General features: G+C 64.8%; 13 protein-coding genes and 2 tRNA genes. 5 read left to right on the forward strand and 10 right to left on the reverse strand.

From position 1 onward, the window contains the following. Positions 1 to 78 precede the first annotated feature (78 nt). Positions 79 to 369 (forward strand): WXG100 family type VII secretion target, encoded by a 291-nt coding sequence (locus ATC04_RS15330; protein WP_047118280.1) that lies wholly within the window; start codon positions 79 to 81, stop codon positions 367 to 369. Positions 370 to 477: 108 nt separating this feature from the next. Here the strand turns inward: ATC04_RS15330 and ATC04_RS15335 are convergent, their stop codons facing one another. Further along, complete coding sequence (locus tag ATC04_RS15335; protein WP_047118279.1) at positions 478 to 1,746, reverse strand: LPXTG cell wall anchor domain-containing protein; 1,269 nt, start codon at positions 1,744 to 1,746, stop codon at positions 478 to 480. A 233-nt stretch (positions 1,747 to 1,979) separates the two neighbouring features. Between ATC04_RS15335 and ATC04_RS15340 the strand changes: the two genes are divergently transcribed. Then, positions 1,980 to 2,876 carry a DUF4031 domain-containing protein gene (locus ATC04_RS15340; protein WP_047118278.1) on the forward strand — a complete coding sequence of 299 codons (897 nt, stop codon included), beginning with the start codon at positions 1,980 to 1,982 and terminating at the stop codon, positions 2,874 to 2,876. A 96-nt stretch (positions 2,877 to 2,972) separates the two neighbouring features. Here the strand turns inward: ATC04_RS15340 and groL are convergent, their stop codons facing one another. The 3 genes from groL to ATC04_RS15355 all read right to left on the reverse strand — a co-directional run bounded on the left by groL (position 2,973) and on the right by ATC04_RS15355 (position 5,853). Further along, positions 2,973 to 4,607, reverse strand: coding sequence for a chaperonin GroEL (gene groL, locus ATC04_RS15345; protein ID WP_047118277.1), 1,635 nt, complete (start codon positions 4,605 to 4,607; stop codon positions 2,973 to 2,975). A gap of 297 nt (positions 4,608 to 4,904) precedes the next feature. After that, positions 4,905 to 5,516 (reverse strand): LytR C-terminal domain-containing protein, encoded by a 612-nt coding sequence (locus ATC04_RS15350; RefSeq protein ID WP_047118276.1) that lies wholly within the window; start codon positions 5,514 to 5,516, stop codon positions 4,905 to 4,907. A gap of 46 nt (positions 5,517 to 5,562) precedes the next feature. Then, complete coding sequence (locus tag ATC04_RS15355; protein WP_047118275.1) at positions 5,563 to 5,853, reverse strand: DUF3263 domain-containing protein; 291 nt, start codon at positions 5,851 to 5,853, stop codon at positions 5,563 to 5,565. Between the two features lie 157 nt (positions 5,854 to 6,010). Here ATC04_RS15355 and ATC04_RS15360 point away from each other — a divergent pair, with 157 nt between their 5' ends. Further along, positions 6,011 to 6,784, forward strand: coding sequence for a uracil-DNA glycosylase (locus tag ATC04_RS15360; RefSeq protein WP_306462527.1), 774 nt, complete (start codon positions 6,011 to 6,013; stop codon positions 6,782 to 6,784). Positions 6,785 to 6,790: 6 nt separating this feature from the next. On the opposite strand, the gene ATC04_RS15365 is transcribed toward ATC04_RS15360, so the two are convergent. Beyond that, positions 6,791 to 8,461, reverse strand: a complete 1,671-nt coding sequence (locus tag ATC04_RS15365) for a threonine/serine exporter family protein (RefSeq protein WP_047118274.1) — start codon at positions 8,459 to 8,461, stop codon at positions 6,791 to 6,793. A 210-nt stretch (positions 8,462 to 8,671) separates the two neighbouring features. Between ATC04_RS15365 and ATC04_RS15370 the strand changes: the two genes are divergently transcribed. Further along, positions 8,672 to 9,730, forward strand: a complete 1,059-nt coding sequence (locus ATC04_RS15370; RefSeq protein WP_047118273.1) for an LLM class flavin-dependent oxidoreductase — start codon at positions 8,672 to 8,674, stop codon at positions 9,728 to 9,730. A 55-nt stretch (positions 9,731 to 9,785) separates the two neighbouring features. Here the strand turns inward: ATC04_RS15370 and ATC04_RS15375 are convergent. Next, positions 9,786 to 9,859: transfer RNA gene (locus ATC04_RS15375), tRNA-Val, on the reverse strand. A 408-nt stretch (positions 9,860 to 10,267) separates the two neighbouring features. Here ATC04_RS15375 and ATC04_RS15380 point away from each other — a divergent pair. Further along, positions 10,268 to 11,026: a GNAT family N-acetyltransferase gene (locus tag ATC04_RS15380; protein WP_231736001.1), complete on the forward strand. Its 759-nt coding sequence runs from the start codon at positions 10,268 to 10,270 to the stop codon at positions 11,024 to 11,026. Here ATC04_RS15380 and ATC04_RS15385 read toward each other — a convergent pair. From ATC04_RS15385 to ATC04_RS15400, 4 genes are all read right to left on the reverse strand, one after another. Next, positions 11,023 to 11,949 (reverse strand): hypothetical protein, encoded by a 927-nt coding sequence (locus ATC04_RS15385; RefSeq protein ID WP_052772240.1) that lies wholly within the window; start codon positions 11,947 to 11,949, stop codon positions 11,023 to 11,025. The genes ATC04_RS15380 and ATC04_RS15385 overlap by 4 nt on opposite strands. Before the next feature lie 2 nt (positions 11,950 to 11,951). After that, on the reverse strand, positions 11,952 to 13,601 hold the full coding sequence (locus ATC04_RS15390) for an N-6 DNA methylase (RefSeq protein ID WP_231736002.1): 1,650 nt from the start codon (positions 13,599 to 13,601) through the stop codon (positions 11,952 to 11,954). A 104-nt stretch (positions 13,602 to 13,705) separates the two neighbouring features. Then, the gene (locus ATC04_RS15395; RefSeq protein ID WP_047118270.1) at positions 13,706 to 14,656 is read right to left on the reverse strand and encodes a DUF808 domain-containing protein; all 951 of its coding nucleotides are present in this window, start codon (positions 14,654 to 14,656) and stop codon (positions 13,706 to 13,708) included. Positions 14,657 to 14,890: 234 nt separating this feature from the next. Then, positions 14,891 to 14,964, reverse strand: a tRNA-Thr gene (locus ATC04_RS15400). Between the last annotated feature and the right edge of the window lie 22 nt (positions 14,965 to 14,986).

The raw sequence follows: 14,986 nt of genomic DNA on the forward strand, positions 1-14,986 counted from the left end.
GCCTGCGGCTTACTCTGCTTCGGTGCCATAGCTCCTATCGTTAGGTCATCACGATCCGATGAAAGGCGAGCAGGAATCATGAGCACGTTCTCCACCAACACCGGCGAAATGCAGGCCAAGTCCCAAGCGGTTATGGGCACCATCGACCGCCTGCGTTCAGAAGTCGCCACGATACAGATGAATCTGGACCAGTTGCAGGGCACATGGCATGGCTCGGCGGCCGCATCGTTCCAGGCCATCGTGGCCGAATGGCGAAGCACCCACCTGCGCATCGAAGAAGCCTTGGGCAACATCGCCACGGCGTTGCATCATGCCTCGGCGCAGTACGAGGAAGTCGAGCAGGTCAATACCTCGCTGTTCCGCTACTAAACGGCGCATCCCCAGCGAAAACAGCGCCAAAACCACAAAGAACTGGCCGCTGGATCAGCTTCAGGGAAGATGATCCAGCGGCCAGCATCCATGCGTTGGCTACGAGGCTCAGGCCTTGCGGCGGCGCAGAACCATGGCGGCTCCGGCCAGCATCAGCAGCAGACCCGCGCCCGCAGCCGCCAGCAGCGCACCGTTGAAACCGGTATCAGCTAGTTCGTTCTCCGAGGCCTGCGGCTTCGCGTCGCCCTTGGCCGATTCGGAGCCGGTGTTCTCCGGCTTCTTGTCGATGGATCCTGCCGGCTTGATTTCTACCGGCTTCTCGGATGGCTTTGCTTCAGGCTTGGCTTCGGGCTTCGCCTCGGGCTTCTCGCCCTCCGGCGCTTCTTCACCGAAGTAGAAAGCCAGGAAATCTTCGAGCCACTGCTGATCGCCGGGGAACTCCGCCCAGATCGATTCCAGGAGCTCTTCAAGCTCCGCTTCGCTGCTGACGCTATCCAAAAGATAGGTCAGCACGAGCGCTAGGTACTCCTGGCCATCTTCGGTCGCGAAGAATTCGCCCCACTGCTCATCGGTCCACTCTTCAGCGCCTGCGGGGAGACGGTCCATCATCTCTTCGAGGAACTGCAGGTCCTCGTCGGAGATCTCCGGATCTTCGGTACCGAATTCTTCCTCGATCAGCTGCAGCAGCTGCTGTCCTTCTTCGGTTTCGTAGAAGGCATCCCATTGGGCATCATCCCAGCCTTCGCTGCCCTCAGGCAGCAATGCATCAACCTTTTCCCAGAAGGCCTGCTCCTCCTCGGAGATGTCAGAGTCGAGATCGCCGAACTCGTCCGACAGCTGCTGGACAGCCTCGGATTCGAGGAACGATGCCAAAGAGTCCTTGTCCGATTCGACTCCTTCGATGTAGTCGGAGTCGACCGTCTCATCGGTTGCGGAGCTGGTCTCGTCCGCTGGCTGGGTCGCGCCGGTCTCGGTGCCGGCAGCTAGGTCCTGCGCGGGAGCCGAATCCTCAACTGAAGCATTCTCCTCCACCGGTGCAGCCGGAGCCGTTTCCTCGACGCTGTCCTCGACTGGGGCCTGCGACTCCTGGACGACGGTCTGCTCTGCCGGGGCTTCCACTGCAATGTCTTCCACGTTGTCGGTGGGCACTTCGGCGACTGGCGGCGCAGGCACGACAGGGGTTTCGACGGCAGGCTGCTGCACGGGGGCCTCAATGGCCGCCGGCGCTGCCGGCTCGGTCTGGGTTTCCTGCTGTGCAACGGTGATGCTCTGGAGGGCATCGTCCGTGGTTTCGGTAGCCTGTGCCGGAGCGGCAGAGACGAGAAGTCCAGAAATAACCGCTGCCGAAAGCAGGGTGGTATTGATCTTAGGCGACATGGTGTCTCGATTCCCCAAAGAAGTCACAGGCAGTTGCGGGACGCCGAGGCGTTCCGCTTCAGTGATGACAGATTTATGGCCTGTGAAAGTGCTGAATGATTAAAGTACAACCTATCCGAAGAATGCACCGCCGCCAAGTAATTCCACGTCTCTTACAACGGGACTTTGCCCACCCGTGCCCAGGGCCCCCGAACGGGACTTCAAAACCGCTACCAACACGTAGGCTAGAGCCTATGAGCATCCTGATCGACCCACCGTCATGGCCTGCCCATGGAACGCTCTTTTCGCATCTGGTTTCCGATGCGACGCTCGATGAACTGCATGCCTTTGCCCGTGCGCACCAGCTGCCCGAGCGCGCGTTCGACAGGGACCACTACGACGTGCCGCAGTCCCGCTATGCCGAGCTGGTGCGGGACGGCGCGCACGAGGTTTCGGCCGGCGACCTGGCTCGGGCGCTGATCGCCTCCGGGCTGCGCATCCCGGCCAAGTACCGCCCGGAAAAGCTGGGACCGGTGCTGTCCCGCCGTTGGGCCCGAACTCTGCCCACCGAACCCCAGCTGGGCCGCGAGCTGCTGGAACGCTGGTCGCAGTCGCATCGCAGATACCACGACAGGGTCCACCTGCTGTCCGTGCTGGAGGCCTTGGATTGGCTGGCGAAGGACCAGGCCGACGGCGAGGAGCGCATGCTGCTGCAGCTGGCCGCCTGGTTCCACGACGCGGTGTACCACGGAGCCTCGGACGACGAGGCCAAGTCCGCGATCCTTGCCCGCGAGCGCCTCTACGGGCTGCTGAGCCCCGGGGCGGTGTCCAGGGTCAGCGAACTGATCCTGCTCACCGCAGGGCACTCCCCCGGCGACCACGACCGCCTGGGCCGGATCCTGTGCGATGCGGATCTTGAGGTGCTGGCCCGCCCGCAGCCGGCCTACCAGCGCTATGCCCAGGCGATCTACCAGGAGTACGCGCATTTCTCGCGCCCGGCCCTGGCTGCCGGACGGATCAAGGTGCTGGGCTCGCTACTGGAGAAGGACAACATCTACAGCACCGTGCGAGGCATCGACCGCTGGGAAAACGCGGCCCGCAGCAACGTCGGCGCGGAGATCTCAGTGCTGCGCGGCTGGCTCGGCGAATAGCTTCCGGCTTTTAACGGCCTGTGGCCCGTTTCCCCAGGGGAAACGGGCCACAGGCACCAGGTAGTCTCGGCGTGGTGCCGAGCCGGGCGGGGAAGCTTAGAAGCCGCCCATGCCGCCCATGCCACCCATGTCGTCACCGGCTGGTGCGGCGCCGGCAGGAGCTGGCTTGTCCGCGACAACGGCTTCGGTGGTCAGGAACAGGCCTGCGATCGATGCGGCGTTCTGCAGGGCCGAACGGGTCACCTTCACAGGATCGTTCACGCCGGCTTCCAGCAGGTCGACGTACTGGCCGGTGGCGGCGTTCAGGCCGTGGCCGGCAGCCAGGCCCTTGACCTTGTCGGCGACAACGCCTGGCTCCATGCCGGCGTTCAGGGCGATCTGCTTCAGCGGAGCTTCGATGCCGACGCGCACGATGTTCGCACCGGTTGCCTCGTCGCCTTCCAGCGACAGCTTCTCGAAGGCTGCTGCGCCGGCCTGGATCAGGGCTACGCCGCCGCCGGCGACGATGCCCTCTTCCACTGCTGCCTTGGCGTTGCGCACGGCATCTTCGATGCGGTGCTTGCGCTCCTTGAGCTCCACCTCGGTGGCTGCGCCGGCCTTCAGCACGGCGACGCCGCCGGAGAGCTTTGCGTGGCGCTCCTGCAGCTTCTCGCGGTCGTAGTCCGAGTCGGTGTTCTTGATCTCGGCTGCGATCTGGGCCTTGCGGCCTTCGATGGCGTCGGCTTCGCCGCCGCCTTCAACGATGGTGGTCTCGTCCTTGGTGATAACGACCTTGCGGGCGGTACCCAGAACTTCCAGGCCCACGTTGTCCAGGGACAGGCCGATCTCCTCGGAGACAACCTGGCCGCCGGTCAGAATGGCGATGTCGGTCAGCATGGCCTTGCGGCGGTCGCCGAAGCCCGGAGCCTTGACGGCAACGGACTTGAACAGGCCGCGGATCTTGTTCAGGATCAGGGTGGCCAGGGCTTCGCCCTCGACGTCTTCGGCGATGATCAGCAGCGACTTGTTCGACTGCATGACCTTCTCCAGCAGGGTGACCATGTCCTTGACCGAGGAGATCTTGGAGTTCACGATGAGGATGTATGGGTCCTCCAGCACGGTCTCCTGGCGCTCTGCGTCGGTGACGAAGTATGCGGAGATGTAGCCCTTGTCGAAGCGCATGCCCTCGGCCAGCTCCAGCTCGAGGCCGAAGGTGTTGGACTCCTCAACGGTGATGACGCCCTGCTCGCCGACCTTGTCGAGAGCCTCGGCGATCAGGCCGCCGATCTCAGGGTCGCCTGCGGAGATCGAGGCGGTAGCAGCGATCTGCTCCTTGGACTCGATCTTCTTGGCGGCGGCGAACAGCTCGGCAGTGACGGCCTCTACGGCCTTGTCGATGCCGCGGCGCAGCGCGATCGGGTCGGCGCCGGCGGCAACGTTGCGCAGGCCTTCCTTGACCAGTGCCTGGGCGAGAACGGTTGCGGTGGTGGTGCCGTCGCCTGCGACGTCGTCAGTCTTCTTGGCAACTTCCTTGACCAGCTCTGCGCCGATCTTCTCGTATGGATCCTCGAGCTCGATCTCCTTGGCGATGGACACGCCATCGTTGGTGATCGTCGGGGCACCCCACTTCTTTTCCAGAACAACGTTGCGGCCGCGTGGGCCCAGGGTCACCTTTACGGCGTCTGCAAGGGTGTTCAGGCCGCGCTCAAGTCCGCGGCGTGCTTCCTCGTCAAATGCAATCATCTTGGCCATAGTGGCTTTCGGTCCTTTCGGGACGATTTTGCGAAAATGCAACCGACAGACAGCGCCCGCGACGGACGAGTGCAACGGCTGGGCATCGGGCCTGCAGCCGCGTCAGCTCTCGCTATCTGAGGTATTCTTCACGCTCCCTGCGAAGCGACGTCTGAGGCCGGACCGGCTGCGGTTAAAACGCGAAAAGCCAATCGGCGTTAGCAGTCGCAACGCATGAGTGCTAATACAAATATTGGCACTCTCGCCCTGCGAGTGCAAGCTGATCGGCTCACAGCGAAGCAATTGGATACTGCGGGGTTAGCGTACTTCGAGGGTGTCGTCTGAGCCCATCACCACGGTCACCCGGTTCGGAATGTTCTGGGTCTGCAGAACCTCGTCGATATTCAGCACCTCAGCGGCCTTTTCGGCCGTGGTGCGATAGGCCTCCGAGGTGTAGTACACGGTGGAGGTCTCGGCCGGGCGGGTCCAGTTGCTGGCGGTGATATTGGTGAATCCGGCCTCGGACAGGGCGTCTTCGCCGGCCGAGGCGATGCCTGCGATGCTGGCGCCGTTGTAGACGCCGATCAGCTGCCCGAAGAGCACGTCGTCATCATCGATGGTGCTGGAGGCGGAGGGGGTGGCGCTTTCGGTTTCGCTCGGGCTGGAGGTGGCGTCCTCGCTCGGGGCTGCCGAGGTGGTTTCGGTGGGGTTCGGGGCGGAGCCGACAATCGGCTTCAGGCCGCCGGGGCCGAAGAAGTAGGCGAATGCGCCCACCAGGACGACAAGCACGGCTGCAATAACTACCCAACGAAGTTTTCCACCGGACGTCGTGGAGGCGGCAGACTGCGCCCACCCGTTGGCGTGGTGCGAACCCACACGGGTGTTGAACTCCGGAACGCGATCGAATTCGTCACGTGGGTAGTTGGTCATTCTTGTCCTTGCTCGAGGTCTGACTGGTCGCGGCCGGTTCCGGAAACTAGCGTCCGGAGCCGACGGTACCGCTCACACGACGTCTGGTAGACCTAAGCCTACGCAGGCGTTTGACCAGCATTGGGTCGTAAGCCAACGCCGCGTCCGTCTCAATCAGCTGGTTCAGCAGCTGGTAGTAATTCGTCGGCGACATGGAGAACTGTTTGGTAATGGCCTGTTCCTTGGCGCCGGCATACTTCCACCACAACTTTTCCATGTTCAGGATCTGCTGGGAACGCTCATCGAGTTCCGAGTCGGGATTCATTACGAAATCCACCAGCACTTCACCCTCAGCCATGCGTCCACACCTCTTTCCTTCACCCGGCAAAGTCCGGTCTCGGCCCTGCGTTCTGCTCCGCCAGTGGCGGACATACCACCGATATTCTAACCAACTCGCCTGTGCTGCGCCGCGCCCGCGGGCACAGCCACGCCATAATACCGGCAGAATGGATGCCATGGACAACCTGCAGCCCTCCCTGTTCGGCGACCCGGAGCCGGTACCGGTCCCCCGCTACGAGCCGGAGGATTTCCCCTTCCACCACGGCGCCAGATCCATGGCGGAGCGCGGATTCATCGCCCAGGACTGGGTCCCGGTGCTGCTGCCACTCGATGGCAAGCTCCGGAAGATCGCCGCTGAACTGGCACGACGCAGCGCCGCCGGAGAGCAGATCCTCCCGGAACCGCACGTGATGTTGCGCGCACTTCGCATTCCGCGCTCGCAGGTGCGCGTCGTGCTCATCGGACAGGATCCGTATCCGACCCCGGGCCATGCCAACGGCTTGGCCTTCGCCGCCCAGGCTTCGGTGCGTCCGCTGCCCCGGTCGCTGTCCAATATCTACAAGGAGCTGAACGACGATCTGGGCATTGCCCCGGCAGCCCACCCGGATCTCAGCGCCTGGCATGAGCAGGGAGTTCTGCTGCTGAACCAGTCGCTGTCGGTCCAGGCGGGTCATGCCGGGGCGCACCAGCGCCTGGGCTGGTCCGCGGTCGTCGAAGCGGCCATCAGCGCGCTGAACCAGCGCGAGAACCCTCCGGTGGCGCTGCTCTGGGGCAGGCATGCGCAGAAGCTGGCGGGGCTGATGGACCGGATGCCGCAGCTGGCCAGCGCCCACCCCTCGCCGCTGTCCGCCTCGCGCGGGTTCTTCGGCTCGCGGCCCTTCTCCGAAATCAATCGGCGGCTGTCCGAATCCGGACAGCCGCCGATCGACTGGTCGTTGCCTGCGCTGTAGCCGCACTCAGCGGCGGCGGATCAGCCGCCGTTCGCGCCGCGCGCTGGAGGTCAGCGGCCGGCACAGGGTGTCGCCGAAGACCACGCCGCCGGCGATGGAGAGCATGATCGCGAAGGCGTTGAACATCTCCACCAGGCCGCTGGACATGTCGCTGGAGTCGAACACGATGGAGTACATGGCGCGGAAGATCATCAGGCCCGGCAGCAGGAACATGACCGCTGGAGCCGCGATGACCAGCTGCGGGGAATGCAGCTTGTCCGCCGCGAAGCGCGCCGCGAAGCCGATGACCGTGGCCACCACCGCCGGAGTGGCCCGGACGCCCAGCCCGATGTACTCGCACAACAGCTGGATCAGGTAGCCGCCCACGGCGATCCCGGCGGTGGGCAGCAGCAGCTTCACCGAGCTCTGTTCCGTGACGGCGCCGGCGATGATCGCCACCGCCACCAGGATCACCAGCAGCCAGGCCGGGTAGGCGATCTTGTCGATCTGGTGCACGTCCACGCTGTCCCAGCCCAGCACCGAGGAGATCACCAGCGCGGTGGAGATGCCGGAGACGATGGCCGTATAGGTCAGTCCCGCGGAGAACAGGCGGCCCACGGAGGTCACCGGGAACCCATTGATCGCATCCTGCAGGGCGGAGACGAACCGCCCGGAAGGAAGCAGCAGCAGGATGCCGCCGGACACCACCAGCGCCGGGTCGATGGGCGCATGCAGCTCGTAGCTCACCAGCGCGATGCCCGTGACCACAAACGTGGAGGCCGCAATGGTGAAGAAAGCCGGCACGCGCCACCGGGCGCCGTAGCGCCCGATCTGCGAGACGATCGAGGACGAGCCCATGGCCACCAGCGCGCCGAGCCACGACCCGCCGATGAACAGCACGAAGGCCGCCGCGAACACCGCGTTGCCGCTGGCAACGATCCAGCGCGGGAACGGCTTGGGCTTGCGCATGATCGCCTTGAGCCGCTTGGCGGACTCGCTGCGCGAGACGCCGCCGGCGATGATGTCGGAGACCAGCTGGTGCACCAGCACCAGGCCCGCGTAGTTCGCCGTGGAGGAACGCACCACACGCAGGATCGAGTAGCTTTCGGCGTCCGGCGGGCTGTAGTTCAGGTGCAGCGACTGGTTGGTGATGTCCACGTCCAGGTAGCTCAGGCCCAGCGCCGCGGTCACCGCGATGATGCTGGTTTCCACTTCCAGCGCGCCGGCGCCGTAGCGGATCAGTGTCTCGCCCAGGTCCAGCGCGAACTCCAGCGTGCGGCGGGCCGACGCGTCCTGGTCCTTGTTGACCGTGGGGTTCGCGTAGGGGGTGCCCTGCAGGCGATCCACGATGTCCAGCGCCTGGGTGGGCGGCGAGGTGGAAATCCACATCTTGGCCAGCAGGCTGCGGGCCACCGGGTTCGCCCGCGTGGGCACCAGGGTGATGCCTTCGTCCGTAGTGTGAACGCGGCCGGTGCGCGATTCGGGGTCCGAGGCAGGGGCCGCGGCGACGCTGGCGCTGACCGCAGTGTTCAGCGGCAGTTCCGAGGCCGTGGGCTCCTCATGATGCTCGGGTTCGGCAAGCTGCCCCATCTTGATTTCGCTGGTGCTGATCCGCGGCAATGCGCCGACGGCCGGATCCGGATCGTCCCCCGCACCACGTGGATTTCCGGAGAACTGGTCGTTGTTCAACTGCGCCACGGATCACCTTCCCGAAACGTTCGATGTTGCATGTAAATCACGATACAACCCGACTTCTGGAAGTTGCTGGGGAATCCTCCAAATCACGGCGTATCGCCGAACACATTCGGGCGTGGCACGCCCCCGGGGGGAATAGTTCCGGGGCGGGGCAAGTTACGCCCAGTGGGAAATTAGATGTATATGCATGCAATATAGCGAGAGGCCGAACCCATGAACACCACCGTGAAACTTCCGCAGGTTGGAGCCGAGACCTTCGGCGATATCACCGAGGACGCCAATGGAACCCCGCTGTCCCACGCCCAGGTGATCCGCAACGTGCTGGCCGAGGGCCAGAAGGCCGAAGAAGTCGGACTCGACTTCTTCGGGATCGGGGAACACCATCGCGATGACTTCTCGATCTCCTCACCCGAGACGGTGCTCGCGGCGCTGGCGGCGACCACGCAGAACATCAAGCTCGGCACCGCAGTCACCGTGCTGTCCAGCGACGATCCGGTCCGCGTGTACGAACGCTTCGCCACCCTGGATGCGCTGTCCAACGGCCGCGCGGAAATCATCGCAGGGCGCGGCTCGTTCATCGAGTCCTTCCCGCTGTTCGGTCTCGACCTCGAAGACTACGAGGAGCTCTTCGAGGAGAAGCTCGCGTTGATGGCCAAGTTGCGCCACGGCGATCCGGTGTCGTGGTCCGGCAGCCACCGAGCGGCCCTGCGCGGCCAGCAGGTCTACCCGCTGCTCGAAGGCAAGCCGTTGACGACCTGGGTCGGAGTGGGCGGCAGCCCGCAGTCAGTCATCCGCGCCGCACGCCATGGCCTGCCGCTCTTCCTGGCCATCATCGGCGGGCAGCCCGCGGCCTTCGAACCACTGGTCGACCTGTACCACCGGGCGTTGAAGGAGTTCAGCGAACCGGAACAGCCGGTCGGGGCCCACTTCCACGGACTCGTGGCCGATACCGACGAAGAAGCGCTGGAGCTGCTCTGGCCGCACTACCAGCGCACCATGAACCGTTTGGGCGCCGAACGCGGCTGGGGTCCTGCCAGCCGCATCCAGCTGCAAGCGGCCATGGGTCCGCAGGGCGCCATGATGGCAGGCAGCCCCGAGACGGTGGCACGAAAGATGGCCAAGGCGGTCCGCACGCTCGGACTGTCCCGCATCGATATCAAGTACTCCGCCGGTTCGCTGCCCCACGAGCACCTCATGAAGAGCATTGAAATGCTGGGAACCGAGGTCAAGCCGAGGATCTACGAGCTGCTCACCGAAGGCTCGCAGAACTAGCGGCCAGCCCGGATACGAAAAAGCCACCGCATTTCTGCGGTGGCTTTTTTACCGGTGGATCTTACTGGACTCGAACCAGCGACCTTTCGCGTGTGAGGCGAACGCTCTAACCAACTGAGCTAAAGATCCATCTGCGCTGTCCGTTTCCGGTTCAGCACCTAGATAATCCTAGCCGTATTCCGACCTACGTTCCAAATCGTGCCGAATCGGCGCCATCCCCGGGCCGCTTCGACCGCCAGGAACACCACGCGCCGAGGGAATCAAAAATCTCCAAAATGGTCGATGACAAGCACTGAAAAACGGTGGCAATTCGTTTATTTAGAGTTCACTTCGCAGCCCTCGTTTCAACTTGTCAAAGTGCACTTTCAGACCCCATAATTTTTCTAGCTCATCGAGCTCAAACTGGGCCCTACAAGGAAGCTGCCGGAAGCCGCCGGCAACGGTCCCCTCAAGGCCAACGAAACCGCCGAACGGATTTTTCTCCGGGAAGCAAAGCCACTTTTTCGTTCGTTCTTAGCTTTTTAGGACCGTACCCCAGTGTTTGAAAACCTGACTTTTGCCTTGTCATGCCTGTCTCCAAATGAGGCGGAACGTGCTGAATTGGCTGGCCTGTACGCCGTGACCGATGCCCGCTGGCACCAGAAAATGGACCGCGCCCGCGCGGTCGTAACCGTCCGCGACGGCGAGCTCCTGGTCGCCGCCGGGGTGGTGCACGATTCGATCATCGCCCCGACCAGCGCCATGGACGCGCTCGAGCTCGGCTCCATGGCGGTGCGCCCGGACTACCGCCGCATGGGCATCCGCCAGCATGTCGCGTCGATGCGCCTCGAATTCGCGCTGCACGCCGGAGGCACGCCGATCACCATCATCGATTCTGCGAACCCCGCCTCGTGGGCGTACTACGAACGTTCCGAGCTGTGGGAGCGCGAGCGTAGCTTCGAGCAGGACGGGCAGACCAAATTCATCTACCGGGCTACCGACGCCGCGCGCGCCTGGGCCGCCGGGCTGCCGCAGCCTGAACCCGCTGTGCAGGACGTCGTCCTGGTTGCCCTGCCGGCCGAGGATTCCCTCGCACCGGTATCGCTGCAGCCGGCGTTGGAACAGCCGGTGCAGGCCCAGCCGGCGCCGTCGCTGGCCATGGAGCTGGGCGCGGAGCTGGGACAGCTTCCCTCGCTGGTGCCTACGTTGCACATCGGCCCGGAGGCCGAAGAGGCCGACCAGCATTTCCCGAGGCTCGGCATGGAGGCCCCGGACAACGACTGGCTGGGAACCACCAGCGTCGATCCGGCGTTCTAGAAGAGCGCTTCCTGCTGCTCATCCACAGCTTCGTGGCCGGGCAGCGGGGCGACTTCTCCGGCCCGGCGAGCGCGGGCTGCCTCATGCAGGTCGATCGGGGTGACCTTCAGGACCTCGTCCACCATCGCGTTGAGGAACTGCGGCGCGGCGATATCCGCGGGCACCGGCGAGTGCACGCACTTGACCTGTGGGTTCTCTGCTTCATCGTCCCAGTCCACGAGCAGCAGCCCGGTGGCGGTGTAGCCGAAGCCGTCTCCGAAATCGCGCAGCTTGCGGATCATGTCCACCGTGCGGCGGTAGGCCGCCGGCTCGGATTCCAGGATCGTGGCGCGCTGGACGAAGAAGAATCCGACGGCGGCCAGCGGATAGCGGGCGCGCAGGTTCGCGGCGTCCCCGTAGGCCTCCTCGTAGCGGTTTGACAAGTTCTTGCCGAATGAGGAGGTCATCGCCTTGGTGCTCAGCAGCAGCTCCGGCCCGGTGGACCAGTGGGTCATCACCACGTCGGTCTGCTTCATGTAGGCGCGGCCCAGGATCCGGGCGTCGGTGCTTCCCGCCTTGCCCGCCATGATGGCCTCGTGCACCTCCTCGGAGAGGCGCTCGGGCAGCCGGCGCAGCAGCTCCAGGATGTCCTTGGAGAGCACACGGGGCGCCTCGGTGCGCGGCCAGACCAGGTCGGCGTCGAATCCCGCGCGGCGCAGTTCGTGGGCCAGCCAGGTGTCCACGCCCTGGGCGAAGCGCCCGGAGCGGGTGGCGGCCTTGGAGCGCACCGGGATGCTCAGCAGGCGTTCGAGCACCTCGTAGGAGGGATTGAATTCCTCGGTCACCGCGCCGCTGCGGATCCAGGGCGAATCCTTGGCGGCGGACATCAGCGTGGTGTCGAACTCCGCAAAGGCGAGGGTCTTTTCAATCGCAGGGTTTGCCACGTCTAGTTTTTCACCGTCTTACTTCGTGCCTTCCGGCGATCCAACATGTCGGCGCGGGCCTGGTGCACCGCGGCGATGGCCGCGGGATCCAGGCCCAGCAGCTGTTCAAGGACAATCCCGTCGACCAGCGCGGTGGCTTCGGCCTTGCGGCCGTGGGCCAGATGCTCGCGCACCTGGTCCTTGATCTCGCGCAACGCCGGGGCATGGGCCGCCACTGCCGGGGCCGAAGGCACCGGAAGCCGGTCCGCTTCGCGCGGCTCGAGCTTCAGGATTCCGCCGCCATAGGAGCGTCCCACCATTTCAGCGCCGAGCATGCTCAGCGTATTCAGCGAGGCCAGCGGCAGCAGCTCGCGCCCGAGCCCGCGCACGTCGGCGCCCAGGTAGACGCCGTGGATCGAGTTGATGTGGTGCACCGCGGCTTCGTTGGCGGTCAGCCGCGGGGTGTCGGCGTTCATGTAGGTCATGAACAGGTCCGGCACCGACAAGAGCGGCACCCGCCACCAGGGGCTGCGCACCCGGCACTTGTAGGCGCTGTCCACCGCCAGTACCTGCCCGGCGTCAACCATCCGGTGCCCGGCCGCAGAAGGCTGCGCGGCGGGCCGGAACAGGTAGGTGGCGCTGCCATGGGCACCGAGGCGCTCCCACTGCTCGTTGTCCAGTTCCAGGCCGCGCAGGTGCCGGGAACCCGGAGGCGAGATGCGCACCAGGTCCTCGGGGGCCAAGCCCAGCTCGCTCACCTGGGCCGGGGAGAGCGTGAACCACTTGTTGTTGCCGGTCACCGCGCCCAGCGAGGTCTCGCCCCAGCTCTGCAGCGGCGCGAAACGGCCCGTGGCCAGGGACTGCTCCAGCACGCCCTGCGCTTCGAGGCCGACCAGCGATCCGGTCCAGCGCTCTAAGGTGCTGGCCGGGGTGTGCTCGATGCCCTCGCCCAACCGGTCGAGGTCCGCGGCGTTGCGGAACTGGTGCAGGCGCAGCGCGGTGCTGGAGCCCTGGCCGTAGCCTTCGGCCAGCAGCAGCACCACTTCCTCCTGCGCGTCGGCGAACAGCCGTTCTTCGAAGACCGCCAGGTGCACCCGCTCGAAGCGTTCGAGCAGCATCCGGCGCACCGGGGCCGCATAGTTCACGAACATCAGCTCGGCCGGCAGCACCAGGGCCATGCGCGCGCCCGGAGCCAGGAAGCTGGTGGCATGCACCACGAAGGCCGCCCAGATGCTGGCAAGCTCGTTGAGTTCGACGCCGGCTTCGCGGGCCGCGGCACGGGAGAGCTTCCGATCCTCGCCGCGGTGCAGCTGGTAGCGCACATAGGGCGGGTTGCCGATCACCGCGTCCATGTCATGGCTCCCGGCGACATGGAAGAAATTCGCGTGGGTGATCTGCGCGGCGGCACCCTGCCGGTCCAGCACCGCACGGGCTGCCTGCACCGAGGGCTCGTGCAGCTCGATGCCGAACAGCTCCACCGAGCCGCGGCCGTCGTCCACGATGTCATGCGCGGCGGCGAGGAACTGCGCCTCGCCGCAGGAAGGCTCAAGCACCCGGTGCCCGTGCTCGCCCAGCGCCCACTGGGCCATGAAGCGTGCGACGGGTTCCGGAGTGAAGTACGCACCGCGGGCGTGGCGCCCTGCGGGGTCCTGCTTGGTCTGTTCTCTACTCAACACACATCGATCTTTCCATGGCATCCGGACAGAATGGCCGGACCGAGGAGCTTGGCCTTCGGAGGCGATCCAATAATTCTACGCACGCTGCGCGGCGGCAATAGCTAGTGCGCCGCGGCCGGCTTGTTCTTGCCCAGCAGCTTCTTGATCCCGAGGATGACGACTGTCAGCAACGAGCCGATGATCAGTCCGGCCAAGCAGGAGAAAGCGGTGTTGACCAGCCACCCCAGCACGCCCCCGGCGGCACCGGAGGCGTCGTGGACCAGCATCTCGACGTGGTGCACGAAGCCGTAAGGCGCGTGCCAGCCCAGCTCGTCCATGCCGGTCAGCAACAGGTGCCCGCCGACCCAGAGCATCGCGACCACGCCGACCTTGCTCAGCACCGACATCACAATCGGCATGCCCTTGACCAGGCCGCGGCCGAGCTTCTGCGAGAACTGGCGCTGCTTCTGGGCCAGCACCAGGCCAATGTCGTCCATCTTCACGATCAGGCCCACGGCCCCGTACACCAGGACGGTCATCAGGAAAGCCACCGCGACCAGGATCAGCGCCCGGGTCAGGAACGGTTCGTGGGCCACCTCGTTGAGCGAGATCACCATGATCTCGGCCGAGAGCACGAAGTCGGTGCGCGTCGCCGAGCCGATGATCACCTTTTCGTCGCGGACCTTGCCGTCCTCGGCGGCGCCGTGATGGCCGATCAGCCCCATGGCCTCGAGGATCTTCTCCGCGCCTTCGAACACCAGGTAGGCGCCGCCGATCATGAGGATCGGGGTGAGCGCCCAGGGAAGGAAAGTGGACAGCAGCAAGATGGCCGGCAGGATGAACAGCAGCTTGTTGCGGATGGAACCGACCGCGATCTTCCAGATGATCGGCAGCTCGCGCTTGGGAGAAATTCCGTCGACGTACTGCGGGGTGACCGCAGCGTCGTCAATCACCACGCCCATGGCTTTGGTGCTGGCCTTGGCCGCTCCGAGCGCGATGTCGTCCAGCGACGCGGCCGTGACCTTGACCAGCGCGGCTACATCATCCAGCAGGGCTACTAGGCCACCGGCCATGATTGGTCTCCTTGTAATTGTGGTCCCCGGTCGCGCGGATCCGCGCACGGGAAAATACCTTTGGTCCAATTTTACCGAGGACGACGTGGTCCACGCCCGATTTCATCCAACTTCCAGCGAGTGGTTAGGCACGTTTGCCGGGTTCGGACCGGCACCAGCGAGCCGGGAAAAGCCGCAGTCAGCAAAAAATCCCCGGAAGACCTGCACTCATGCAGAACTCCGAGGATTTGTTCGAGCCCCCTACCGGATTCGAACCGGTGACCTTCAGTTTACAAGACAGACGCTCTGGCCAGCTGAGCTAAGGGGGCGTACCGCATAAGAATATCGGAG

Origin of the sequence: Arthrobacter sp. YC-RL1, from assembly GCF_001454985.1 — a bacterium.
In the GTDB taxonomy this organism is placed as follows: domain Bacteria; phylum Actinomycetota; class Actinomycetes; order Actinomycetales; family Micrococcaceae; genus Glutamicibacter; species Glutamicibacter soli.

Coding starts and splice junctions, on each gene's coding strand:
- ATC04_RS15330 (WP_047118280.1), top strand. CDS start 79: ATGAGCACGTTCTCCACCAACACCGGCGAAATGCAGGCCAAGTCCCAA.
- ATC04_RS15335 (WP_047118279.1), bottom strand. CDS start 1,746: ATGTCGCCTAAGATCAATACCACCCTGCTTTCGGCAGCGGTTATTTCT.
- ATC04_RS15340 (WP_047118278.1), top strand. CDS start 1,980: ATGAGCATCCTGATCGACCCACCGTCATGGCCTGCCCATGGAACGCTC.
- groL (WP_047118277.1), bottom strand. CDS start 4,607: ATGGCCAAGATGATTGCATTTGACGAGGAAGCACGCCGCGGACTTGAG.
- ATC04_RS15350 (WP_047118276.1), bottom strand. CDS start 5,516: ATGACCAACTACCCACGTGACGAATTCGATCGCGTTCCGGAGTTCAAC.
- ATC04_RS15355 (WP_047118275.1), bottom strand. CDS start 5,853: ATGGCTGAGGGTGAAGTGCTGGTGGATTTCGTAATGAATCCCGACTCG.
- ATC04_RS15360 (WP_306462527.1), top strand. CDS start 6,011: ATGGACAACCTGCAGCCCTCCCTGTTCGGCGACCCGGAGCCGGTACCG.
- ATC04_RS15370 (WP_047118273.1), top strand. CDS start 8,672: ATGAACACCACCGTGAAACTTCCGCAGGTTGGAGCCGAGACCTTCGGC.
- ATC04_RS15395 (WP_047118270.1), bottom strand. CDS start 14,656: ATGGCCGGTGGCCTAGTAGCCCTGCTGGATGATGTAGCCGCGCTGGTC.